This window comes from Streptosporangium sp. NPDC053982 (assembly GCF_055585205.1).
Genome location: NZ_JBVJKQ010000002.1, coordinates 106,782 through 129,264 on the forward strand (window position 1 = coordinate 106,782; position 22,483 = coordinate 129,264).

The 22,483-nt window shown below is 74.4% G+C and carries 19 protein-coding genes and 1 riboswitch; of the genes, 11 read left to right on the forward strand and 8 right to left on the reverse strand.

What is annotated here, in order from left to right:
* Window positions 1-116 precede the first annotated feature (116 nt).
* Both ACZ6W9_RS03310 and ACZ6W9_RS03315 read right to left on the reverse strand, forming a co-directional pair.
* Window positions 117-2,567 carry an ABC transporter permease gene (locus tag ACZ6W9_RS03310; RefSeq protein WP_389961855.1) on the reverse strand — a complete coding sequence of 817 codons (2,451 nt, stop codon included), beginning with the start codon at window positions 2,565-2,567 and terminating at the stop codon, window positions 117-119.
* Window positions 2,567-3,298, reverse strand: coding sequence for an ABC transporter ATP-binding protein (locus ACZ6W9_RS03315; protein WP_389961652.1), 732 nt, complete (start codon window positions 3,296-3,298; stop codon window positions 2,567-2,569). Before ACZ6W9_RS03315 ends, ACZ6W9_RS03310 begins: the two co-directional genes overlap by 1 nt.
* Before the next feature lie 98 nt (window positions 3,299-3,396).
* Between ACZ6W9_RS03315 and ACZ6W9_RS03320 the strand changes: the two genes are divergently transcribed.
* Window positions 3,397-4,005 carry a response regulator transcription factor gene (locus ACZ6W9_RS03320; protein ID WP_470116649.1) on the forward strand — a complete coding sequence of 203 codons (609 nt, stop codon included), beginning with the start codon at window positions 3,397-3,399 and terminating at the stop codon, window positions 4,003-4,005.
* Between the two features lie 46 nt (window positions 4,006-4,051).
* On the opposite strand, the gene ACZ6W9_RS03325 is transcribed toward ACZ6W9_RS03320, so the two are convergent.
* Window positions 4,052-6,130 carry a sensor histidine kinase gene (locus tag ACZ6W9_RS03325; protein WP_470116650.1) on the reverse strand — a complete coding sequence of 693 codons (2,079 nt, stop codon included), beginning with the start codon at window positions 6,128-6,130 and terminating at the stop codon, window positions 4,052-4,054.
* Between the two features lie 264 nt (window positions 6,131-6,394).
* On the opposite strand from ACZ6W9_RS03325, the gene ACZ6W9_RS03330 reads away from it, so the two are divergent.
* The 7 genes from ACZ6W9_RS03330 to ACZ6W9_RS03360 are packed head-to-tail and all read left to right on the forward strand — an operon-like array spanning window position 6,395 to window position 14,482.
* Entirely contained in the window at window positions 6,395-6,520 is a 126-nt protein-coding gene (locus tag ACZ6W9_RS03330; RefSeq protein WP_362940234.1) for a hypothetical protein, read from the forward strand.
* Complete coding sequence (kdpF, locus tag ACZ6W9_RS03335) at window positions 6,517-6,606, forward strand: K(+)-transporting ATPase subunit F (RefSeq protein ID WP_389961645.1); 90 nt, start codon at window positions 6,517-6,519, stop codon at window positions 6,604-6,606. The genes ACZ6W9_RS03330 and kdpF overlap by 4 nt, the downstream gene beginning before the upstream one ends.
* Window position 6,607: 1 nt before the next feature.
* Window positions 6,608-8,257 carry a potassium-transporting ATPase subunit KdpA gene (gene kdpA, locus ACZ6W9_RS03340; RefSeq protein ID WP_470116651.1) on the forward strand — a complete coding sequence of 550 codons (1,650 nt, stop codon included), beginning with the start codon at window positions 6,608-6,610 and terminating at the stop codon, window positions 8,255-8,257.
* Window positions 8,254-10,374: a potassium-transporting ATPase subunit KdpB gene (kdpB, locus tag ACZ6W9_RS03345; protein ID WP_389961641.1), complete on the forward strand. Its 2,121-nt coding sequence runs from the start codon at window positions 8,254-8,256 to the stop codon at window positions 10,372-10,374. Before kdpA ends, kdpB begins: the two co-directional genes overlap by 4 nt.
* Window positions 10,375-11,253: a potassium-transporting ATPase subunit C gene (locus tag ACZ6W9_RS03350; protein WP_389961639.1), complete on the forward strand. Its 879-nt coding sequence runs from the start codon at window positions 10,375-10,377 to the stop codon at window positions 11,251-11,253.
* A gap of 5 nt (window positions 11,254-11,258) precedes the next feature.
* On the forward strand, window positions 11,259-13,817 hold the full coding sequence (locus ACZ6W9_RS03355) for a DUF4118 domain-containing protein (protein ID WP_389961852.1): 2,559 nt from the start codon (window positions 11,259-11,261) through the stop codon (window positions 13,815-13,817).
* Window positions 13,814-14,482 (forward strand): response regulator, encoded by a 669-nt coding sequence (locus ACZ6W9_RS03360; protein ID WP_389961637.1) that lies wholly within the window; start codon window positions 13,814-13,816, stop codon window positions 14,480-14,482. Before ACZ6W9_RS03355 ends, ACZ6W9_RS03360 begins: the two co-directional genes overlap by 4 nt.
* A 72-nt stretch (window positions 14,483-14,554) precedes the next feature.
* Here ACZ6W9_RS03360 and ACZ6W9_RS03365 read toward each other — a convergent pair whose 3' ends face one another.
* Complete coding sequence (locus ACZ6W9_RS03365) at window positions 14,555-15,136, reverse strand: AAA family ATPase (protein ID WP_362940216.1); 582 nt, start codon at window positions 15,134-15,136, stop codon at window positions 14,555-14,557.
* A 42-nt stretch (window positions 15,137-15,178) separates the two neighbouring features.
* Window positions 15,179-15,907: a precorrin-6A synthase (deacetylating) gene (gene cobF / locus ACZ6W9_RS03370; RefSeq protein WP_389961635.1), complete on the reverse strand. Its 729-nt coding sequence runs from the start codon at window positions 15,905-15,907 to the stop codon at window positions 15,179-15,181.
* Between the two features lie 171 nt (window positions 15,908-16,078).
* Here cobF and cbiE point away from each other — a divergent pair, with 171 nt between their 5' ends.
* From cbiE to ACZ6W9_RS03385, 3 genes are read left to right on the forward strand one after another with little or no spacing between them, the layout of a single operon-like run.
* Window positions 16,079-17,431 (forward strand): precorrin-6y C5,15-methyltransferase (decarboxylating) subunit CbiE, encoded by a 1,353-nt coding sequence (gene cbiE, locus ACZ6W9_RS03375; protein ID WP_389961633.1) that lies wholly within the window; start codon window positions 16,079-16,081, stop codon window positions 17,429-17,431.
* Window positions 17,428-18,171, forward strand: a complete 744-nt coding sequence (cobM, locus tag ACZ6W9_RS03380) for a precorrin-4 C(11)-methyltransferase (protein WP_362940207.1) — start codon at window positions 17,428-17,430, stop codon at window positions 18,169-18,171. The genes cbiE and cobM overlap by 4 nt, the downstream gene beginning before the upstream one ends.
* Window positions 18,156-18,884: a cobalt-precorrin-6A reductase gene (locus tag ACZ6W9_RS03385; RefSeq protein ID WP_389961631.1), complete on the forward strand. Its 729-nt coding sequence runs from the start codon at window positions 18,156-18,158 to the stop codon at window positions 18,882-18,884. Before cobM ends, ACZ6W9_RS03385 begins: the two co-directional genes overlap by 16 nt.
* Window positions 18,885-18,948: 64 nt before the next feature.
* Here the strand turns inward: ACZ6W9_RS03385 and ACZ6W9_RS03390 are convergent, their stop codons facing one another.
* From ACZ6W9_RS03390 to ACZ6W9_RS03400, 3 genes are read right to left on the reverse strand one after another with little or no spacing between them, the layout of a single operon-like run.
* The gene (locus ACZ6W9_RS03390) at window positions 18,949-20,439 is read right to left on the reverse strand and encodes a precorrin-2 C(20)-methyltransferase (RefSeq protein ID WP_389961629.1); all 1,491 of its coding nucleotides are present in this window, start codon (window positions 20,437-20,439) and stop codon (window positions 18,949-18,951) included.
* Between the two features lie 5 nt (window positions 20,440-20,444).
* Window positions 20,445-21,065: a precorrin-8X methylmutase gene (locus ACZ6W9_RS03395; protein WP_389961627.1), complete on the reverse strand. Its 621-nt coding sequence runs from the start codon at window positions 21,063-21,065 to the stop codon at window positions 20,445-20,447.
* Window positions 21,062-22,180, reverse strand: a complete 1,119-nt coding sequence (locus ACZ6W9_RS03400; RefSeq protein ID WP_470116652.1) for a hypothetical protein — start codon at window positions 22,178-22,180, stop codon at window positions 21,062-21,064. The genes ACZ6W9_RS03395 and ACZ6W9_RS03400 overlap by 4 nt, the downstream gene beginning before the upstream one ends.
* A gap of 170 nt (window positions 22,181-22,350) precedes the next feature.
* Window positions 22,351-22,468, forward strand: a riboswitch (cobalamin riboswitch).
* Window positions 22,469-22,483: the final 15 nt, after the last annotated feature.

Sequence of the window (22,483 nt, forward strand, 5' to 3'; positions counted from 1 at the left end):
CGAGGACAAACGGAACGGCCGGAGGAACGCGGGCCGGGCCGCGGCCGCCCGGCCCCGCCCCGTTCCACCGCCGGGGTCCGAAGCCCGTCCGGGCTCCGGGTCCCGGGCTCCCGCCCCTACTCCCGCGCGCCGACCGCCTCCGCCGGGCGCCGGCCCAGGACGACGCGGGCCGGCAGCGCGGTGGCCGCGAAGGCGAGCACGGCGACGGTGCCGATCACCGCGAGATAGCCGAGCGGCGGGACGTACGGCGCCGCCGACCCCGTCATGCCCGCGCTGAACGCCGTGAGCGTCATCAGCGCGATGCCGGTTCCCAGCGTCACCGCGGCCACGAGCGCGACCAGGGTCTCCAGCCCGAGCATCCGGCGCGCCTGCCGCCGTGTCGTGCCGACCAGGCGCAGCAGCGCCAGCTCCCGTGACCTCGCCGAGGTGGACATGGCCAGGGTGTTGACCACGGCGATCGCGGTGAACGCGATGATCAGGCCCATCGCGACGTAGTTCACCTCGGCGTTCGCCGGGACGGCCCAGGCGGCCCCGGCCGTCTCCGCCACGCCGGTGCCGGGCACGGCACGCGCGAGGTCCGCCCGGGTCAGGGAGGGCGCCGAGACCAGCGCGGTGCCGAGCGGGTCGTCCACGTGCCGGGCCACCAGCGCGTGGGAGAGCGTGAGGTCGCCGAATCCCAGCCCGCGGCGGTAGATCGCGGTGACGCGCAGGTCGGCCGGGGTTCCGTCACCGAGCGTCAGGCGGAGCCTCCCTCCCACCCGGACGCCGAGCCGTTCGGCCGCCTTACGGCTGACCGCGACCGCGTCCTCGCCGAGGCCGTCCAGCCGTCCGGCGACCACGCCCAGGTCGAGGGTCCTGCCGAGGTCCTCACCGGTGACGCCCTGCGCGCCGTACTTCTCCAGGCCCACCCGCACCGAGGTGTGCAGCGTCTCGGTGACCGCCTCGACGCCGGGGAGGCCGCGCAGGGCCGCCGCCGCCCCCGAGGGCAGGTGCGGACCGAGGACGTGCCCGGCCACGGTGCCGGCCGCCGCCTCCCGCCGGGCGGCGTCCTCCACGGTGGTCTGCGTGAACAGGATCGTGCAGGTCATCGCCACCATCAGGCTGAGCGGTGTGATGATCGAGGCCAGGCGCGGCGCGCCGGTCCGCAGGTTGGCCGCGGCCAGGTGCCCGCTCGCCCGGAAGGCCCGCAGCGGCGTTCCGAGCAGGCCGGCCGCCCCCCGGGCGACCAGTGGGCCGAGCAGCGCCACGGCGACCGTCCACACCAGCGTGGTGAGCATGGTGACCGGGGTCGCCGCCGCCTCGGCCGACAGGGACGACAGCACCAATGTCAGCGCGAGACCGCCCCCGGCGCACAGCAGGCCGGCGACCAGCCTGCCCACCGGCAGCAGCGCGGCCGGCGCCGCCGCCTCGCCCAGCGCCTCCACCGGGCGGATCCGTACGGCGCGGCGGGCCGAGAGCCGGGACGCCGCCCACGCCGCCACCATGGTCGCCGCGAGCGCCACGAACGCCGGGAACGGGCTGACGACCAGCCGCAGGTTCGGCGGCATGGCGCCCAGCGCGACGAACCGGGAACGCAACCAGAATCCCAGGCCGACACCGGCCGCCGCGCCGACCAGCCCGGCCACCGCGCCGACCAGCAGCGCCTCGCCGCCCAGCATCTTCCGCACCTGGCGGGGAGTGGCCGCGACGGCCCGCAGCAGGGCGATCTCCCGCTGGCGCTGCTGGACGGACAGCGCGGACGTGCCGACGACGACGAGGATCGCCACCAGCAGCGAGGTGCCACCGAGCGCGCCGCCGAGGCTGATCAGCCGTACCCTCGCCTGTTCGGCGTCCGGGAACTCCACGACACCGCGCTCGTCCCCGGTGGCGGCGAGCGCCCGGACGCCGCCGGGGGCCGCGGCGGCCTCGCGCAGCGCCGCGGACACGTCCACCGCCGGGAAGACGCCGACCGCGCTGACCATGCCCGGCCGTCCGGCCAGGCGGCGGGCCTCGGCGGGAGAGAGGAACAGCGTCTCCCCGCCGGGCAGGTCCCGGTCGGTGACGCCGGTGACCAGGTAGGTCCGGTCACCGTCCGGCGTCCGCACCGGCACACGCGCGCCGGGCGCCAGGCCCGCCCCGGCCTCCACGGCCACCTCTCCGTCCGTGCGCGGCGCACGGCCCGCGCTCAGGGTGAACGGGGTCAGCGCCGCCGACTCCCAGCCGTGCCCCTCGAAGGGGCGGCCGGCGACGTAGAGGGGGAACGTCACCTCGGTGACCACCCGCGAGACGCCGGGGAGGCGGCGCAGCCGTTCGGCCAGGGACACCGGAACCCACGCCCGCTCGGCCAGCGGCTTGGCCTTGGTCTTGGTCTTCTCCGCCGACTTGCTGATCGTCTCGCGGACGAACCGGTCGCCGGTGACGACCACCGGGGTGCCCGCGTAGCGCTCCGGGGCGACGCTTCCGCGCAGCCCCGTCTCCAGCAGCATGCCGCAGGCGCAGACCAGCGCGGCGGCGCAGAGCAGGGCGACGAACGCGCCCGCGAAGGCGGCGCCGCGGTGCCGGATCGTCCTCATCGCCAGGGAGATCATCACACCCACGCTCCCAGCCGGGTCATCCGCTCGGCCACCTTCTCGGAGGTGGGGGCCGTCATGGAGGTCACGATCCGGCCGTCCGCCAGGAACAGGACCGCGTCGGCGTAGGAGGCGGCCATCGGGTCGTGGGTGACCATCACCACCGTCTGCCCGGTGGCGTCCACGATCTCCCGCAGCAGCGTCAGCACGTCCCGGGCGGTCATCGTGTCCAGCGCCCCGGTCGGCTCGTCGCCGAACACCACCTCGGGCCGGGTGACCAGCGCGCGGGCGATGGCGACCCGCTGCTGCTGGCCGCCGGACAGCTGGGCGGGCCGGTGGCCGGTCCGCCCCCGCAGGCCCACCCGGGAGACGACCTCGTCCAGCCACGCCCGGTCCACCCGCGTCCCGGCCAGCCGCAGCGGCAGCGTGATGTTCTCCTCCACGGTGAGCGCCGAGACCAGGTTGAACGCCTGGAACACGAAGCCGACCCGCCGCCTGCGCAGCTCGGTCAGGGCGGTCTCGTCCATCCCGGACAGCTCGGTGCCGCCGAGCCGCACCGACCCCGAGGACGGCACGTCCAGTCCCGCCGCGCAGTGCAGGAACGTGCTCTTGCCCGACCCCGAAGGTCCCATCACCGCGGTGAAGCTCCCGCGCGGGATCCCCACCGACACCTCGCGCAGGGCCGCGACCGCGCCCTGTCCCTTCCCGTACACCTTGCTCACCGCGTCCAACCGCACCACGTCCGTCATGTCTCCAACCCTCGCGGCGGGGCTCGGCGCGGACCACGGAGGTGATCACCGATCGGGCATGACCTCATCATGATCCGGACACTGGTAGACATATCCCTGTGATCCGTGTGCTTCTCGCCGAGGACCAGCACATCATCAGGGGCGCCCTGGCCGCACTGCTCGGCCTCGAACCGGACCTGGAGATCGTGGCCGCCGTCGACTCGGGCGACGCGGCCCTCTCCGCGGCCCTGGTCCACCGTCCGGACGTCGCGGTGCTCGACATCGACATGCCCGGCGCGCTCGACGGCCTGGCCGCCGCCGCCGAGCTGCGTGAGAGGCTGCCGGGCTGCCGCACCCTCATGCTGACCGGGCACGGCAAACCGGGTCACCTGCGCCGCGCGCTCGGCGCCCAGGTGGACGGGTTCCTGCTGAAGACCGCGCCGCCGGAGGACCTGGTCGCGGGGATCCGCGCGGTCATGGCGGGGCGGAGGGTGCTGGACCCCTCGCTCGCGGTCACCGCCTGGAACCTGGCCGACAACCCGCTGACCCCCCGGGAGGCCGACGTGCTGCGGCTGGCGGCGAGCGGCGCCGACGCGGCCGAGATCGCGACCCGGCTCTTCCTCGGGGCCGGAACGGTGCGCAACTACCTGACCGCCATCGTGGCCAAGCTCAACGCCCGCAACCGCACCGACGCCGTCCGCATCGCCACCGAGGCCGGCTGGATCTGACCCGCCCGCCGGTCGGTACGGCGCCCAGGCCGCCGGCTCGAACCGGTCACCGTACCGACCCGCCCACCGGTCGGTACGGCGCCCAGGCCGTCAGCTCGAACCGGTCACCGTCCCGGGCCGTGCCGAGCCGTCCGTCCAGGGCCGCCACGCGGGTGGTGAGGTTGCCGAGCCCCGCCGAGCCCCGCCGGACCCCGGCCCCGCCGTCCGCGCCGTCGTTGCGCACGTCGAGCCGTACGCCGCCCTCCTCCGCCGCCGTCGTGATCACGCAGTGCCGGGCCGCGCTGTGCCGCAGCACGTTGGTCACCGCCTCCCGCAGCACCGTGCCCAGCACGGCGTCCACCTCGCCGGGAAGCGCGCCGTGCGCGAGGGAGACCTCGGCGCGGACCCCCGCGGCGGCCAGCACCGACCGCGCCGTCTCCACCTCGTCCGCCAGCGACACCGCCGCGCGCTCACCGGAGACGACCCGCAGGTCCGTCTCGGCCTTCCGGGTCATCGCCAGGACCTCCACCAGCTCGGCGCGGGCCCGCTCCGGGTCCAGCCGCCTGGCCAGCTCGCACCTGAGCAGGATCGCGGCCAGGCTGGAGCCGAGGAGGTCGTGCAGGTCACGGGCGGCGCGCAGGCGCTCCTCGACCACGGCTGAGCGGGCCAGCCCCTGCCTGGCCTCCCGCAGCTCCCTGACCAGCTGGGCGAGCCTGACCAGCCCGTACATCACCAGTCCGGTCACCAGCGTGCTCACCATGAAGTTGACCGTCACCGGGACCGGCAGGCCGAGCAGCACCGCGGCGACCGCCGTGCCCGCGACCACGCACCCGGTCAGCGGCCAGGCCACCGCCGCCGGGAACGCGAGCAGGACCGGGCCGGCGAGGAACCCGGACACGCCCAGCCACGCCCTGCCGAACACCGGGATCGGCGCGAAGGCCAGCAGCGCCATCACCGCGAGCGCGGCCATGTGCCGCCCGGTGACCGAACGGACCTGCATGAAGGCGATCACCGCGAGGCAGGCGGCGGCCGGCGCGAACAGATGCGCGGGGACGGTCAGCAGCGCCTTGGCCGAGAACCCGAGCAGCACGGCGACCAGCAGCACGACGGACAGCCGGTAGGCGCGCGGGTCCTCGGCGGGCGCTGACGGCCCCTGGTCCGCGGCCGGCGCGGGCAGCACGGTCTCGACGGTCAGCCATCCCTCGGCCGTCAGGTCCGTCGACAGGCCGCCGCCCGCCAGCGCGGCCTGCCGGGCCGACTCGGCGAGGCCCTCGCCGTCGGCCGTGCGGGCGCCGTCGTGGACGACGCGCAGCCGTACCGTCCCGTGTGCCGCGACGGTCTCGATCAGGCACTTCCTGACCGTGTTCTGCCGCACCGCCCCGACCACGACCTCGCGCAGCACGGTCGCGAGCAGCGCGCCGGCCGGGCCGAGCGGCTCGGTGTGCCCGGCGCGGACCTCCACCTCGGCGTCCGCCGCCGCCAGCATCGCCCGCGCCGTCGTCACCTCGGGCGTCAGGGACGTGGCGCGGTAGCCGGCGGCGGCGGCCCTGGCGTCGGCCAGCGAGCGGCGGGCGGCGCCGACGACCTCGCCGAGCACCTCACCGGCGTTCTCCGGCCGGTCGAGGGCGAGCCGGACGCCCCCGGCGATCCCGGCGAGCCCCCGGCCGATGCCGTCGTTCAGTTCGGCGGCGATGCGCAGCCGCTCCTCGGCCGCCGCCGCCATCGCCAAGGCCAGACGGGCGGCGTGCACCTCCTCCACCCGCTCGGCGAGCCGGGTGAGGCCGCAGATCACCAGCGAGACGAGCACCATGCTGATCACCGAGTCCGCCGGGCCGATGACGGCGGCGCTGACCGCCACCGGCACGGCCAGCGGCCAGGCGCGGGTCAGCAGCAGGGACCCGCCGGCGAACCCCAGGATCCCGACGGAGGTGCCGAAGCCGAGGACGGCCGTGTAGCAGACCAGCACCTGTACGGCCGGCAGCCACGGCCGCCTGAACCGCCGCAGGCCGGGCGACACGTGGACGAGCTGGAGCCCGAAGGCCACGGCGGCGAGCGGTGAGCCCGCGAGGACGTAGACGGCCGCGAAACCGGCGAACACCACGCCGGCGATCATCCGTGCCAGGCGGGGCACCGGAACCCGCGACATTCAGAACCCCCGCCCCTCCGAACCGGGGCAAGCCTACGGCGAGGCCGTCGTCCGCCCGTCACGCGGCCTCTCACGGCCGTCGCCGGGATCCGGCCGGACCGCTCGCTCGCCGGTTCCGCTCCCGTCTCCCCCACCGGGGCGGCCCGCTCCGCGGGGGCACGTGTACGGATCCCGTCAATTCTCGGCCGGATGCCGTATGGAACCCGTCAAGAACCGCAAAGTGCGACAAATCCAGCGATTTGCTTGCTTCATGGCCCTCCGTCCATGGACGGCCGTCAGCAGTCGATCCGGATTCGAGGAGTGGAGATGGCCGACGTCGTCTTCGTCGCCCTGACGATCGCGTTGTTCGTGATCCTGGGGCTCGTCGTCAGGGCGGTGGAGCGCCTGTGAGCGTGATCAACGCCACCGGCCTGGCAGTCGCCGTCGTGCTGGTGATCTTCATGGTCGCCGCCCTCCTCTTCCCGGAGCGTTTCTGACATGGCGGCCCTTTTCATCGCGTCCCTCGTCCTGGCGCTGGCCCTGGTGCACAAGCCGCTCGGCGACCACATGTACCGGGTGTACACCGGCGACCGGCACGCCGCGCCCGAACGCCTGATCTACCGGCTGCTCGGCGTCCGCCCCGACGCCGAGCAGCACTGGGGCGCCTACGCGCGCAGCCTGCTCGCCTTCTCCGCCGTCTCGCTCCTCGCCCTGTACGGCATGCAGCGCCTCCAGGACAGACTCTGGCTCTCCCTCGGCCTGCCCCCGGTGACCGACCACATCGCGTGGAACACCGCGGTCAGCTTCGTCACCAACACCAACTGGCAGGCGTACTCGGGCGAGTCCACCATGGGCCACCTGGTCCAGATGGCGGGCCTGGCCGTGCAGAACTTCGTCTCGGCCGCGGTCGGCATGGCCGTGGCGATCGCCCTGGTCCGCGGGTTCGCCCGCCGGAACGCCGACACCGTCGGCAACTTCTGGGCGGACCTGGTGCGCGGCACCGTCCGGATCCTGCTGCCGATCGCGTTCGCCGGCGCGCTGGTACTGGTGGCCGGCGGCGTGGTGCAGAACCTCGCCGCCCCGCACGAGCTGACCACCCTGACCGGCGGCACGCAGAGCATCACCGGCGGCCCGGTGGCGAGCCAGGAGGCCATCAAGGAGCTGGGCACCAACGGCGGCGGCTTCTACAACGCCAACTCCGCCCACCCCTTCGAGAACGGCACGGGCTGGACCAACTGGTTCGAGATCTTCCTGATCCTGGTCATCCCGTTCTCGCTCCCCCGCACCTTCGGGAAGATGGTCGGCCAGGTCCGCCAGGGCTACGCGATCCTCGCCGTCATGGCGACGATCGCCCTGGTCAGCGTCACCCTGACCAACGTCTTCGAGCTGCAGGGCGGCGCGACCGTCCCGCAGGCCGCCGGCGCGGCGCTGGAGGGCAAGGAGATCCGGTTCGGCGTCGCGAACTCGGCCACCTTCGCCGCGGCCACCACCCTGACCAGCACCGGCGCCGTGGACTCCTTCCACGACTCCTACACCCCGTTCGGCGGCATGATGACGATGTTCAACATGATGCTGGGCGAGGTCGCGCCGGGTGGCGTGGGCTCCGGCCTGTACGGCATGCTCGTGCTGGCCGTGATCACGGTCTTCGTGGCCGGCCTGATGGTGGGCCGCACGCCCGAGTACCTCGGCAAGAGGATCGGCTCCCGTGAGATCAAGCTGGCCTCGATGTACTTCCTGGTCACACCGATCCTCGTCCTGGTCGGCACCGCGCTGGCCATGGGCAACGAGGCGGGCCTGGCCGGCCTGCTGAACGGCGGCCCGCACGGCCTCTCCGAGGTCCTCTACGCCTTCACCAGCGCCTCGAACAACAACGGCTCGGCGTTCGCCGGCCTCACCGTCAACACCCCCTGGTATGACGTGGCGCTCGGCCTGTGCATGCTGCTCGGCCGGTTCCTGCCCATCGTCTTCGTACTCGGCCTGGCCGGATCACTGGCCCGGCAGACCCCGGTCCCCGAGTCGGCGGGCACCCTGCCCACGCACCGGCCGCAGTTCGTCGGCATGGTCGTCGGCGTGACGATCATCCTCGTCGCCCTGACCTTCCTCCCCGCCCTGGCGCTCGGGCCGATCGCAGAAGGACTCTTCTCATGACCACCCAGGTCCCCGCCCGGGGCCGCCCCACGGCCCCCGAACGGAACGGCAAGGTCGGCGGCGGGCTGCTCGACCCCAGGCAGCTCCTCACCTCTCTGCCCGGCGCGCTGGTCAAGCTGAACCCCGCCACCCTCTGGCGCAACCCCGTCATGCTGATCGTGGAGATCGGCGCGGCGCTCACCACCGTCCTGGCGGTCCTCGGCCCGTCGTTCTTCGCCTGGGCCATCGCGGTATGGCTCTGGCTGACCGTGCTCTTCGCCAACCTCGCCGAGGCGGTCGCCGAGGGCCGGGGCAAGGCCCAGGCGGCGACGCTGCGCGCGGCCAAACGCGACATGACCGCCCGCCGGCTCAAGGGCCGCGACTCCGCCGAGTGGGACGTCGTCGGCGCCCCGGAGCTGACGCAGGGCGACTTCGTCGTCGTCGAGGCCGGAGAGATCATCCCCGGCGACGGCGACGTCGTCGAGGGCATCGCCTCGGTGGACGAGTCGGCCATCACCGGTGAGTCCGCACCCGTCATCCGGGAGTCCGGCGGCGACCGCTCCGCGGTGACCGGCGGCACCAAGGTGCTCTCCGACCGGATCGTCGTGCGGATCACCCAGAAGCCCGGTGAGAGCTTCATCGACCGGATGATCGCCCTGGTCGAGGGCGCCGATCGGCAGAAGACGCCGAACGAGATCGCACTCAACATCCTGCTGGCCGCGTTGACGATCATCTTCCTGGTCGCCACCGTCACCATGCAGCCGTTCGCGATCCACTCCAAGAACGTCAACCCGGGCGTGCCCGACTCCCTCGCGCTGACCGGCGACGGCGTCACCGGCGTCGTGCTCGTCTCGCTGCTGGTCTGTCTCATCCCGACGACGATCGGCGCGCTGCTGTCGGCCATCGGCATCGCCGGCATGGACCGGCTGGTCCAGCGCAACGTCCTGGCCATGAGCGGCCGCGCGGTCGAGGCCGCGGGCGACGTCGGCACGCTGCTGCTGGACAAGACCGGAACGATCACGCTGGGCAACCGCCAGGCGGCGGAGTTCGTCCCGGTGGCGGGGGTGACCGAGGAGGCGCTGGCCGAGGCGGCGCAGCTGTCCAGTCTCGCCGACGAGACCCCCGAGGGCCGCTCGATCGTCGTGTTCGCCAAGGAGCGCTACGGCCTGCGCGAGCGCGCGCCGGGTGAGCTGGTCCACGCCAAGTGGGTGCCGTTCACCGCGCAAACCCGCATGTCGGGCGTCGACCTCGACGGCCGCGAGATCCGCAAGGGCGCCGCGACCGCGGTGATGAAGTGGGTCCGTGAGAAAGGCGGTCACCCGACGGACGACGTCGGCCACCTCGTGGACGCCATCTCCGGCTCGGGCGGCACCCCGCTGGTGGTGGCCGACAGGGATCACGTGCTCGGCGTCGTCCACCTCAAGGACGTCGTCAAGCAGGGCATGCGGGAGCGGTTCGACGAGATGCGCCGGATGGGCATCCGGACCGTCATGATCACCGGAGACAACCCGCTGACCGCCAGGGCGATCGCGGATGAGGCCGGGGTCGATGACTTCCTGGCCGAGGCCACGCCCGAGGACAAGCTCGCCCTGATCAGGAAGGAGCAGGAGGGCGGCCGGCTGGTCGCCATGACCGGCGACGGCACCAACGACGCCCCCGCGCTCGCCCAGGCGGACGTCGGCGTGGCCATGAACACCGGCACGTCGGCCGCCAAGGAGGCCGGCAACATGGTCGACCTCGACTCCAACCCGACCAAGCTCATCGAGATCGTCGAGATCGGCAAGCAGCTCCTCATCACCCGGGGCGCGTTGACCACCTTCTCCATCGCCAACGACGTCGCCAAGTACTTCGCGATCATCCCGGCGATGTTCGCGGCGGTGTACCCGGGCCTCGACGCGCTCAACGTCATGCGCCTGTCCAGCCCGCAGTCGGCGATCCTGTCCGCGGTCGTCTTCAACGCGATCGTGATCGTGGCGCTGATCCCGCTGGCCCTGCGGGGCGTGCGGTACCGGCCGTCCAGCGCGTCGAAGCTGCTCTCCCGCAACCTCTGCGTCTACGGCCTCGGCGGCATCGTCGCCCCGTTCGCCGGAATCAAGATCATCGATCTCCTCATCCAGTTCCTTCCGGGGATGTCTTAAATGGAACGCATGCCAGGCTGGATCCGCCGGCACCTCGCCGCCGTCCGCGCGATCGTCGTCCTGACCGTCCTGCTGGGCCTCGCCTACCCGCTCACGGTGACCGGGATCGCCCAGGTCCTGCTCGGCGACAGGGCGGACGGATCACTGATCGAACGGAACGGCCGGGCCGTCGGCAGCGCCGCCATCGGCCAGAGTTTCACCGACGCCGACGGCGCCCCGGTCAGGAAGTACTTCCAGAGCCGCCCGTCGGCCGCCGGCAACGGCTACGACCCGCTGGCCTCCGGGGCGAGCAACCTCGGACCCGAGGACGTCGTGGACACCCTGCCGGTGCCCGGCGCCAGGGACGCCGGCGGCGACCCCGACGAGGGGCGGCTGTCGCTGCTCACCCAGGTGTGCGCGCGGTCGAAGGCCGTCGGCGAGTTGGAGGGCGTCAGCGGCGCCCGGCCGTACTGCACGGCCGACGGCGTCGGCGCGGTGCTCAAGGTCTTCCCCGCCGTCGGCACGCCCACCCGGGCGGTCAGCGTCAACCAGGCGTGTCCGGCCACGCCGTTCGTCGCCGTCTACCGCGGCGTCGAGGTCGAGTGCGGCAGGCCCGGCGAGGACTACTCGGCCGGCCGTACCGTCCCGGTGCGAGGCGGGGCCGGGACGCCCGCCGTGCCGGCGGACGCCGTCACCGCGAGCGGCTCGGGCCTCGACCCGCACATCTCGGTGGCCTACGCCGAGCTGCAGGCGCCCCGGGTCGCCAAGGAACGCGGCGTCCCCGTGGATAAGGTGAAGGCGCTCATCGACGAGCACACCACGGGGCGCGCGCTGGGTTTCATGGGCGAACCGGCGGTGAACGTGCTCCTGCTCAACCTGGCCCTCGACGAGAAGTGGTGATCGACGTGCCACGCGGGCGGCTGCGTGTCTACCTGGGCGCCGCTCCCGGCGTCGGGAAGACGTACGCGATGCTCGCCGAGGGCCGGCGCAGGCGGGACCGCGGGCAGGACGTGGTCGTGGGCCTGGTGGAGACCCACGGCCGTCCCCGCACCGCCGAGCTGCTCGACGATCTGGAGGTGGTCCCCCGCAAGGTCCTGTCCCACCGGGGAACGACCTTCGCCGAGCTCGACGCCGAGGCGGTCATCGCCCGCCGCCCAGGGATCGCGCTGGTCGACGAGCTGGCCCACACCAACGTGCCGGGGTCGCGGAACGCCAAACGCTGGCAGGACATCGAGGAGATCCTCGACGCCGGCATCGACGTGATCACCACCGTCAACGTCCAGCACCTGGAGTCGGTCAACGACGTCGTCCAGGAGATCACCGGCGTCCCGCAGCGCGAGACCGTTCCGGACGAGGTCGTACGGCGGGCCGATCAGGTGGAGCTGGTCGACATGGCGCCCGAGGCGCTGCGCCGCCGGATGGCGCACGGCAACGTCTACGCCCCGGAGAAGGTGGACGCCGCCCTGGCGAACTACTTCCGGGTCGGAAACCTCACCGCGCTGCGCGAGCTGGCGCTGCTGTGGGTGGCGGGCAAGGTGGACGACCAGCTCGACCGCTACCGCGCCGAGCACGGCATCGAGAGCACCTGGGAGACCCGCGAGCGCGTCGTCGTCGCGCTGACCGGCGGCCCGGAGGGCGAGACGCTCATCCGGCGGGCCGCCCGGATCGCCGCGCGGACCAAGGGCTCCGACCTGCTGGCCGTCCACGTGGTCCGCGGTGACGGCCTGACCGGCGCGGACCCGGCCGGCCTGGTCCGTCAGCGCACCCTCGTCGAGGACCTGGGCGGCACCTACCACCAGGTCGTCGGCGACGACGTACCCGGCGCGCTGCTCGACTTCGCCCGCGGCGTCAACGCCACCCAGCTCGTGCTCGGCGCCTCCCGCCGCGGCCGGTTCGCGCAGATCCTCTCCCGCGGGGTGGGGGTGGAGACCACCGCGCGGTCCGGCTCCATCGACGTCCACATGATCACCCATGCCGAGGCGAAGAGGGGCCGCCGCGGCCGGGCGCGGTCGGCCGCCGCGCTGACCCGGACGCGCCGGCTGGCCGGCTGGGCGATCACGGTCGCCGGCATGCCGGCGCTCACCGCGGCGCTCGTCCCGTTCCGGGACCGGCTGGCGCTGCCCAGCGAGATCCTGCTGTTCCTGACGGCGGTCGTGGGCGTCGCGCTCGTCGGAGGCATGTGGCCGGCCGTCACGGCGGCGGTGCTGGGCTCGCTGCTGCTGAACTACTTCTTCACCCCGCCGGTCCACACCCTGACGATCTACGCGCTGGAGAACCTCTTCGCACTGGTGGTCTTCGTCCTGGTCGCGGTGGTGGTGAGCGCCGTCGTGGACCTCGCGGCCCGCCGTACCAGGGAGGCCGCGCGGGCCGGCGCGGAGGCCGAGACCCTGGCGACGATGGCCGGGCACGTCCTGCGCGGCGACGCCGCCGTGCCGTCGCTGCTGGCGCGCATCCGGGAGACCTTCGGCCTGGAGTCGGTGACGCTGCTCGAACGGCGGCCCGAGGCGCGCCGGACGCCCGACGACCAGGGTGACCCGGAGGCGTGGCGGATCGTCGCCACCGCGGGCGGCCCGCCCTGCACGTGCCCGGCCGCCGCAGGCACCGAGGTGGTCATCGACGACGAGCTCTCCCTCGCCGCCTCCGGCGGGCTGCTCCAGGCCGCCGACCGCCGCGTGCTGGAGGCGTTCGCCGCCGAGACGGCCGTGGCGCTGCGCCAGGAACGGCTCCGCGCGGAGGCCGAGCGGGTCAGGCCGCTGGCCGAGGCCGACCGGATGCGCACCGCGCTGCTCGCCGCGGTCAGCCACGACCTGCGCAGCCCCCTCGCCTCGGCCAGGGCCGCGGTCGAGAGCCTGCGCAACACCGAGATCGACTGGTCGCCCGAGGACCGGGAGGAACTGCTGGCCACCGCCGACGAGTCCCTGGTCAAGCTGGACCGGCTGGTGGCGAACCTCCTGGACATGAGCCGCCTTCAGGCCGGGGTCCTCGGCCTGGCGTTGCAGCCCGTCGGGCTGGAGGAGATCGTGCCCCGGGCGGTCGACGACCTCGGCCCGCTCCGCGACGGCGTCGAGGGCGACATCCCGGTGGAGCTCCCCGAGGTCGTCGCCGACCCGGCCCTGCTGGAGCGGGTGCTGGTCAACCTGATGGCCAACGCCGTCCGCTACAGTCCGCCCGGGGAGAAGACGCTGATCACCGCCGGCCTGTACGGCGACCACGTCGAGATCCGCGTCGTCGACCGCGGCCCCGGCATCCCGCCGGAGGCGTACGAGCGGGTCTTCATGCCGTTCCAGCGTCTCGGCGACCGCGACAACCACACCGGCGTCGGGCTGGGGCTCGCGCTCTCCCGCGGCCTGACCGAGGCCATGGGGGGCACCCTCACGCCGGAGGAGACACCCGGAGGAGGTCTGACCATGATCCTGAGAATGCCCGTCTCCTCGCGGGCACAGGCCGTGCGGGCGCCGTCGTGACCCGGATCCTCGTCGTCGACGACGAGCCCCAGCTCCTGCGCGCGCTGCGGATCAACCTCGTCGCCCGCCACTACGAGGTCGCGGTCGCCGCCGACGGCGGCTCGGCGCTGCGGCAGGCCGCCGACTGGCATCCCGACCTGGTCATCCTCGACCTCGGCCTGCCCGACCTCGACGGGGTGGAGGTCATCTGCGGCCTGCGCGGCTGGACCAGTGTCCCGATCATCGTGCTGTCCGGCCGCGCCGGTGGCCAGGACAAGATCGAGGCGCTGGACGCGGGGGCCGACGACTACGTCACCAAGCCCTTCGGCATCGACGAGCTGCTCGCCCGCGTCCGCGCGGTCTCGCGCCGCTCCGCCGTACGGGAGGCCGAGCCGGCCAGCGTCCGGATCGGCGACCACGTGGTCGACCTGAGCGGCAAGACCGTCTCCGGCGGGACGCGGCTGACGCCCACCGAGTGGCGCCTGCTGGAGATCCTGGTGCGCAACCCCGGCAAACTGGTCGGCCGGCGGCAGCTGCTGACCGAGGTCTGGGGCGAGCGGTACGTCAGGGAGACGCACTACCTGCGCCAGTACCTGGCCCAGCTCCGCCGCAAGCTGGAGAGGGACCCGGCGCGTCCCGTCCACCTGATCACCGAGCCCGGCATGGGCTACCGCTTCCAGCCCTGACCCCGGTCCGCCGCGCGCCCGGGACACCGGGCCGGTGGGCGGGGCCGGGCCGGCGGGCCGGTCGGGGCGCGGTCAGCCGAAGTCGATCGACCGGAGCCGGCTCGCGACGCTCCGGTCGATCACCGTCACCCCCGAGGCGGGAACCGGTCTCCCGGCCCGCGCCCGGCCGGCCAGCGCCTCCCAGCGGCGGCGGTGCCGGTCGAACGTGACCTCGTCCACCACCCGGCCGCGGGCCCGCTGACCGGCCAGCGCCGTCTCCGGCTCGACGTCGAGCATCAGCAGGTGCAGCTGCGCTTTACTTCTGCGGGCCAGCAGGGCGAACCCGTACAGCACGAGCGGGCCGCACCCCCGGTTGTGGGCGATCACCGGGTGCCCGCGGGCGACCGAGCGGCCGATCCGCCAGAAATGGGTGGCGAACACGACGGCGCGGCGCACCGGCGCGGGGGCCGACGGCAGCCGCCCCGCCCACCGGTTACGCGACTGGTAGGAGTCGATGACCACCGTGTTCCCGACGACGACGGGCTCGCTCGCCGCCGCGTCGAGGCCGTACAGCCGCGACAGCAGGGTGGACTTCCCCGCACCCGGCAGCCCCGTCAGGATCACCAGGGAGCGGGCGGGGTAGCGCAACGTCTGGTCTTTCAGGGGGACCGGCATGATCTGTTCCAACGAATCCGCGGGGGAGAAGTTCCGCGTCCGTCAGGTGCGGCGGCGCAGGAGATACGTGTCCATGATCCAGCCCTTCCGGGCCCGCGCTTCGGCCCGCAGCTCACGGATCCGGTCGCCGACCTCTCCCACCGGCCCCTCCACCAGGATCTCGTCCTCGGTCCCGAGATAGGCGCCCCAGTAGATGTGGAAGTCGTCCAGGCCCGAGAAGGCACAGCGGGCGTCGAGCATGACGACCATGTCGTCCGCGGTCGGCCCCTCCTCGGCGAGGCGGCGGCCGGTGGTGATGTGCACGGGTCTGGCGACGCTGGTGAGGGTGGTGCGGTGGCGGGCGGTCAGCGCGGAGACGGCGCTGATGCCGGGGACGACCTCGAAGGGGAAGGGCAGCCGCTCCAGAATGGCCAGGGTGCTGTCGTAGACGCCGGGGTCGCCCCAGACGAGGAAGGCGCCGGTCTCGCCGTCCGCCAGGGAGTCGTCGATCATCCGCTCGTAGAGCGCGGCCCGCCGGGCGCGCCAGTCCTCGACGGCCTCGGCGTAGGCGTCCGCGGTCCGGTCCCGCTCGGGGTCGCGGCCCTCGACGATCCGGTACGGCGGGCGGCCGTGCTCCTCGATGAGGTCTCTGCGCAGCCTTACCAGGTCGTCCTTCTCCTCGCCCTTGCCGATGACGAAGAAGACGTCGGTGGCGGCGATGGCCTTGGAAGCCTGGATGGTGAGATGGTCGGGGTCGCCCGCGCCGATGCCGATGATCAGTAGCCGCTTCACGGTCCACAGTCTGTCACGCGGCGACTTGTACGATATTTCCTGCTATCAGCCTCAAGGAGTCAGGTGAACCTGGTCGGCCGAGGCCCGGACGACGCCGGGAATTCGGGTCACGCGCGCGCCGGGCGGCGTGTGGCCGACACCGGACGGCATGTGGCCGGTTCCGGGCGACGTGTGATCACCGTCGTGGGCATCGGCGCCGACGGCTGGGAGGGGCTCGTCCCCGCTTCTCGCCGCGCGGTGGAGACCGCCGACGTCGTGGTCGGCAGCGCCCGCCAGCTCGCCCTGGTGCCCGAGACGGGCGCGGAGCGCGTCCCGCTGCCCTCGCCGCTTCTGCCGAACCTCCCCGGCCTGCTGGACTCGCTGCTGGACCCACCACCGGGCTCACCACCGGGCTCACCGCCGGACCCGTCATCGGGCCCACCACCGGAACGGGTCGTATGCGTGCTGGCCAGCGGCGACCCGATGTTCCACGGGATCGGCTCCACGCTGGTCCGGCTGCTCGGGGCCGAGCGGGTCCGGGTGCTGCCGCACGTGTCGTCGGTGTCGCTGGCCTGCGCCCGGCTGGGCTGGCCGATGGAGAACGTCGAGGTCGTCAACCTCGTCGGCCGCCCGCCCGCCGCCCTCCGCGCCGCCCTGCAGCCCGGCCGCCGCGTCCTGGTGCTGGGCGGCTCCACCGCCGTCGTCGGCGACACGCTGGACGAGGCCGGGTACGGCCCGAGCCGGGTCGTCGTCCTGTCCGACCTGGGCGCGCCGACGGAGACGGTGGTCGCCGAGAGCGACCCGCGGACGGCCGGAAGCGGCCCGCAGGCGATCGGGGACGACCCCCGGACGGCCGGGGACGACCCGCGGGTAACCGGGGACGGTCCGCGGACGACCGGGAACGGTCCGCGGACGACCGGAAGCGATCTGAGGGTGATCGCGATCGACTGCGTGGCCGCGCCCGGGTCGCGGCCGCTCGCCCGGGTGCCGGGCCTGCCCGACGACGCCTTCGAGCACGACGGCCAGCTGACCAAGCGCGAGGTCCGCGCGGTGAGCCTGTCGCGGCTCGCGCCCTTCCCCGGCGAGCTGCTGTGGGACGTCGGCGCGGGCGCGGGCAGCGTCGCGATCGAGTGGATGCGCGCCCACCCGTCCTGCCGGGCGGTCGCCGTGGAGAGCCGTCCCGAACGGGCCGCCCGCGTCCGGCGCAACGCCGACGCCCTCGGCGTGCCCGCCCTGCGGGTGGTCGAGGGCGCCGCGCCCGCCGCGCTGGACGGGCTGCCCCGCCCCGACGCGGTCTTCGTCGGCGGCGGCGTCACCGTGCCCGGCCTCGTCGAGGCGTGCTGGGCCGCGCTGCCTCCGGGCGGCCGGCTGGTGGCCAACGCCGTCACGCTGGAGTCCGAGGCGGTGGTCGCGGGCTGGTATGGCAGGCTCGGCGGCGACCTCGTGCGCCTGGCCGTACAGCGCGCCTCGCCCGTCGGGGGCTTCACCGGCTGGCGCGCGGCGATGCCCGTCACCGTCTGGTCCGTCAGGAAGGACACCCCATGACCGTGTACTTCATCGGCGCCGGTCCCGGCGCGGCCGACCTGATCACCGTACGGGGGCTGCGTGTCCTCCAGAAGGCCCCGGTCTGCGTGTACGCGGGCTCCCTGGTGCCGCGCGAGCTACTCGACGCCTGCCCGCCCGGGGCCCGGCTCGTCGACAGCGCCGGTCTCACCCTCGACGAGATCGTCGAGGAGCTCGCCTGCGGCCGGGACGTGGCCCGGCTGCACTCGGGCGACCCGTCGATCTTCAGCGCGGTGGCCGAGCAGATGCGCAGGCTCGACGAGCTCGGCGTGCCGTACGAGGTGGTGCCCGGCGTGCCCGCCTTCGCCGCGGCGGCCGCCTCCCTGCGGCGGGAGCTGACGGTCCCGGGGGTCGCCCAGACGGTCGTCCTCACCAGGACCTCGGCCAGGGCCACCCCGATGCCGCCCGGCGAGGACCTGGCGACGCTGGGCGCCAGCCGCGCCACGATGGTGCTGCACCTGGCCGTCCAGCGCATCGACGCCGTCGTGGCGGAGCTGCTGCCGAACTACGGCGGGGACTGCCCGGTCGCCGTGGTCGCCTACGCGGGCCGCGAGAACGAGGTCATCCTGCGCGGCACGCTGTCCGGCATCGCCGGGCAGGTGAAGGAGGCGGGGATCAGGCGCACCGCGGTGATCGTCGTGGGCCGGGCGCTCACAGCGAGCCGGTTCCCGGACAGCCACCTCTACAGCGCCGAACGGGACCGCGCGTGCGGCGCGTCCTGATCCTCGGCGGCACCGCGGAGGCCCGCGCCCTGGCCGGAGAACTGACCGCGTGTGGCGTGCGCGTCGTCTCCTCGCTGGCGGGCCGGGTCTCCGACCCGCGCCTGCCCGTCGGGGAGGTCCGCGAGGGCGGCTTCGGCGGCCCCGACGGGCTGGCGGCCTGGCTGCGCGCCGAGCGGATCGACGCGGTGGTGGACGCGACCCACCCCTTCGCGGCCAGGATGACCGCGTCGGCGGCGGAGGCCGCCGACCGCACGGGCGTCCCCCTGCTGATCCTGCGGCGGCCCGGCTGGCACGAGGAGCCGGGGGACGCCTGGCTGCGGGTGCCCACGCTGGAGGGGGCCGCCGGGCTGATCGGCGCGGGTGACCGGGTGTTCCTCACCACCGGCCGCCGCAGCCTGCCGGTCTTCACGCGTCTGTCCGGCGCGTGGTTCCTGGCGAGGTCCGTGGACCCGCCGGAGCCGCCGGTCCCGGACAACGTCCACGTGATCCTCAGCCGCGGGCCGTACACGGTGGAGGGCGAGCTGGCCCTCATCCGCGACCACCGGCTCGGCGTCCTCGTCACCAAGGACAGCGGCGGCTCCATGACCACCGCGAAGCTCGTCGCCGCACGGCGGGCCGGCCTCCGGGTGGTCATGGTGGACCGGCCGCCGCCACCACCGGGCCTGCGCCGCGTCGCCACCGTGGCCGAGGCCGCGGACTGGGCTCAGGGGTAGCGGCGCGGGCCGTGCCCGCGAGCCGGTCCCGAGGGCGACGCGGCGGGGTGTCCGCCGGCCGGGCTCAGGGATAGCGGCGCGGCGTGTAGACCGCGCCCGTCCCGGTGACGCGGGTGGTGGAGGAGCCGACGATGAGCAGGCAGCGCATGTCCACCGCGGCCGGGTCCAGCTCGCCGAGTGAGGTGACGGTGACGCTCTCGTCGGGGCCGCCGACGGCGCGGCCGATCACCACCGGGGTACCCGGATCACGGTGCTCCAGCAGCAGGTCACGGGCGGCGGACAACTGCCACGTACGGCTGCGCGAGGCCGGGTTGTAGATCGCCAGCACCAGGTCGGCCCGCGCGGCGGCGGACAGGCGCTCGGCGACCACCTCCCACGGCTTGAGGATGTCGGACAGCGAGATCACGCAGTGGTCGTGCCCGAGCGGCGCGCCCGCCCTGGCCGCGACCGCCTGGGCGGCCGTCAGCCCCGGCACCACCCGCACCGGCACGTCCGGGAAGCCGGCCGCGGCCTCCAGGACCGCGCTGGCCATGGCGAACACCCCCGGGTCGCCCGAGGAGACCACCGCGACGCGGCGTCCCTCACCGGCCAGTTCCAGGGCGTGCCGGGCCCGTTCCGCCTCCACCCGGTTGTCGGTTCGGTGCCGCCGCTGGCGCGGGTTCGGCTCGACCCGGTCCACGTAGGGCCCGTATCCGACCAGGTCGGTGGCGGTCGCCAGCGCGTCCTGGGCCTCCGGCGTGAGCCAGGGCCGCCCGGCCGGGCCGAGCCCGACCACGACGACCTCCCCGGCCGCGGTGCCCGGGACCGGGTCCGGCACGGGTCGCGGCACGAAGGCGCGCTCCGCCGGGCTGCTCAGCAGCGCCAGGGAGAAGTACGGCACCCCCTCGGGGTCCACGTCTTCGAGCGGCGCGACCCGCTCGCCGCCCATCGTGGCCCGCTCGACGTACCAGGCGTCGTCGAGCCGTCCGGCCTCGGCGAAGGCGTCGCGCACCTTGGCGAAGGAGCGTCCCAGCTTCATGACGGCCGCCGAGTCCGTGCCGCGCAGCCGTTCGGCCAGCTCCTCGCCCGGCAGCGTGCCGGGCAGCACGGTCAGCACCTCGTCGCGCTCCACGAGCGGGCGGCCGAGCACCGCCGACGCGGCGCTGACCGAGGTGACGCCCGGCACCACCTCGGTCGGGTAGCGGTGCGCCAGCCGTTTGTGCATGTGCATGTAGGAGCCGTAGAAGAGCGGGTCACCCTCGCTCAGCACCACCACGGTCCGCCCCGCGTCGAGGTGCGCGGCGAGCCGGGCCGCGCACTCGGCGTAGAAGTCGTCGAGCGCTCCCTGGTAGCCGCCCGGATGGCCGGTGGTCTCCGTGGTCAGCGGGTACTGCAGCGCCTCCTCGATCTGCCCCTCCCGCAGGTACGGCCGGGCGATGGACCGGGCGATGCTGCGCCCGTGCCGCGCGGCGTGGTAGGCGACCACGTCCGCCTCGCCGATCAGCCGGGCTGTCTTGACGGTGACCAGTTCGGGGTCGCCGGGCCCGAGGCCGACGCCGTACAGGCGTCCCGACATGTGACTCACTCCGTTTCGCTCGCGATGGCGTTGACCGCCGCCGCCGTCATCGCACTGCCGCCGCGGCGGCCGTGCACCACCAGGTGTTCGAGGTCGCTGTCGGCCAGCGCCCGCTTGGACTCGGCCGCGCCGACGAAGCCGACCGGGATCCCCAGGACCGCCGCCGGGCGCCCCGCCCCCTCGGCGACCAGCTCCAGCAGGCGGAACAGCGCCGTGGGCGCGTTGCCGATCGCGACCACGGAGCCCTCCAGCCGGTCCCGCCACAGCTCCAGGGCGGCGGCGCTGCGCGTGGTGCCCAGGCGTTCGGCCAGCTCCGGGACGCGCGGGTCGCCGAGCGTGCAGACGACCTCGTTGCCCGCGGGGAGACGACGGCGCGTCACGCCGGAGGCGACCATCATGGCGTCGCAGAGCACGGGCGCGCCCGCGCGCAGCGCCCGCTCGGCCCGGACGACCGCCCCGGGCGACCAGTCCAGGTCGCGCACCAGGTCGGTCATGCCGCAGGCGTGGATCATCCGTACCGCCACCCGGGCGACCTCGGGTGGCAGGCCGTCCAGGTCGCTCTCGGCGCGGATCGTGGCGAACGACAGCCGGTAGATCTCGGCGCCGTCGCGTATGTAGTCGGTCACTGATGCCTTTCCTCGTATCCGTCGGCGGTGGCGACCATCCGCACGACCCGGCCGGGCGGCAGCCCGCACTGCCGCTCGCAACCCGCCCAGTGCACGGGCAGCTCCGTGTGACGCCGGGGCACCCAGCGCGCGGCGTCGGCCCGCACGTCGGCCAGGGCCTTGGCGCATCCGGGCCGTCCCGCGCAGGCGGTCACGCCCGTCCAGGGGGAGTCCGGGTCGGTGATGAGCCCGGCCGCCTCCAGCGCGCCGCCGACGCCGGGGCGGTCCGCGACGAAGACGGTACGGCGGGGCGACAGCCGTACCTCGGAGTCGGGGGGTACGGTGACCCGCCCGGCGGGGCCGGGGTGCGCGACGGGCCGCCCCGGCGTCGGCGGCTCCGGAGGCCGCTCGGCGGGACCGGCGGGTTCCGGGGCCCGACCGGCGGGACCGGCGGGACCGGCGGGCGTCGAGGCCCGCTCGGCGAGGCCGGCGAGCGCCAGGGCCTGTTCCGGAGTGAGGCGGCCCAGCGGCACCAGTGCCTCCACCAGTCCGGCGGGCCGCTCCGGATGGAGGGGCGGCCGGTACGCGCCCGCCGTCCCGTTCAGCTCGGCGGCGATCCTCGCCGGGCCGTCCACCAGCTCGGAGACGCGCCACTCGTCGGTACGCAGCCGCAGGAAGGCCGCCGCCGCCTCCAGCAGGCCGTGGACCGTGCCCGGCACGCCGTCCACCTCGTACCCGGCCAGCAGCAGCCGGCCGTCGACGGAGGCCGCGTCGGCGGGCAGCCCGGTGCCGCCCAGCGCGAAAAGGAACCGGCCGGGCAGTCCGGCCAGTTCCGGCCGGGCGCACAGGGACCGGTCCAGCTCGGCCACGAGCGCGCCGTCCACCGACGGCGCGGCGACGATGTTGCGCACCCGCTCGTGCGTGTCCGACGGCCGCAGCCCGGCCTCCGCGATCCGCGCGGCGAAGGCGGCGGGGTCGCGCAGGCCCCGCACCTGCACGTTGGCGCGCGAGGTCAGCTCGATCACCCCGGAGCCGAGGTCGCGGGCGCAGCGGGCCAGCTCCCGCAGCTGTGACGCGGTGAGGATGCCGCCCGGCGTGCGCACCCGGGCCAGCGGGCCGTCGGCGGCCTGGTGCACCTGGACCGTCCCCGGGCAGGCGTCGGGACGTGCTCGCCCACCGGGACTCGCCCGTCCGTCAGGGCGTGGCGGTCCGTCAGGGCGGGTCCGTCCGGGGCGGCCGTCCGGGGGGAAGTCGTGGATGGTCATGGCGGATCTCCCGTCATAGGCTTGCCGGAGGCGAAGGTCAGGAGGAAGCCGGTGTGAGTCCGGCGCGGTCCCGCCACTGTCACCGGGGAGCGAACCCCACCGCAGGCCACCGTCACAGGGAAGGCCGGGGTGAGCGTCGATCCGGGAGCCAGGAGACTCCGGCCGTCGCGACAC

Bases quoted from the DNA above. Each gene is read 5' to 3' on its own strand.
- ACZ6W9_RS03310 (WP_389961855.1), bottom strand. From the start codon at position 2,567: ATGATCTCCCTGGCGATGAGGACGATCCGGCACCGCGGCGCCGCCTTC.
- ACZ6W9_RS03315 (WP_389961652.1), bottom strand. From the start codon at position 3,298: ATGACGGACGTGGTGCGGTTGGACGCGGTGAGCAAGGTGTACGGGAAG.
- ACZ6W9_RS03325 (WP_470116650.1), bottom strand. From the start codon at position 6,130: ATGTCGCGGGTTCCGGTGCCCCGCCTGGCACGGATGATCGCCGGCGTG.
- ACZ6W9_RS03330 (WP_362940234.1), top strand. From the start codon at position 6,395: ATGGACGGCCGTCAGCAGTCGATCCGGATTCGAGGAGTGGAGATGGCC.
- kdpA (WP_470116651.1), top strand. From the start codon at position 6,608: ATGGCGGCCCTTTTCATCGCGTCCCTCGTCCTGGCGCTGGCCCTGGTG.
- kdpB (WP_389961641.1), top strand. From the start codon at position 8,254: ATGACCACCCAGGTCCCCGCCCGGGGCCGCCCCACGGCCCCCGAACGG.
- ACZ6W9_RS03350 (WP_389961639.1), top strand. From the start codon at position 10,375: ATGGAACGCATGCCAGGCTGGATCCGCCGGCACCTCGCCGCCGTCCGC.
- ACZ6W9_RS03365 (WP_362940216.1), bottom strand. From the start codon at position 15,136: ATGCCGGTCCCCCTGAAAGACCAGACGTTGCGCTACCCCGCCCGCTCC.
- cobM (WP_362940207.1), top strand. From the start codon at position 17,428: ATGACCGTGTACTTCATCGGCGCCGGTCCCGGCGCGGCCGACCTGATC.
- ACZ6W9_RS03390 (WP_389961629.1), bottom strand. From the start codon at position 20,439: ATGTCGGGACGCCTGTACGGCGTCGGCCTCGGGCCCGGCGACCCCGAA.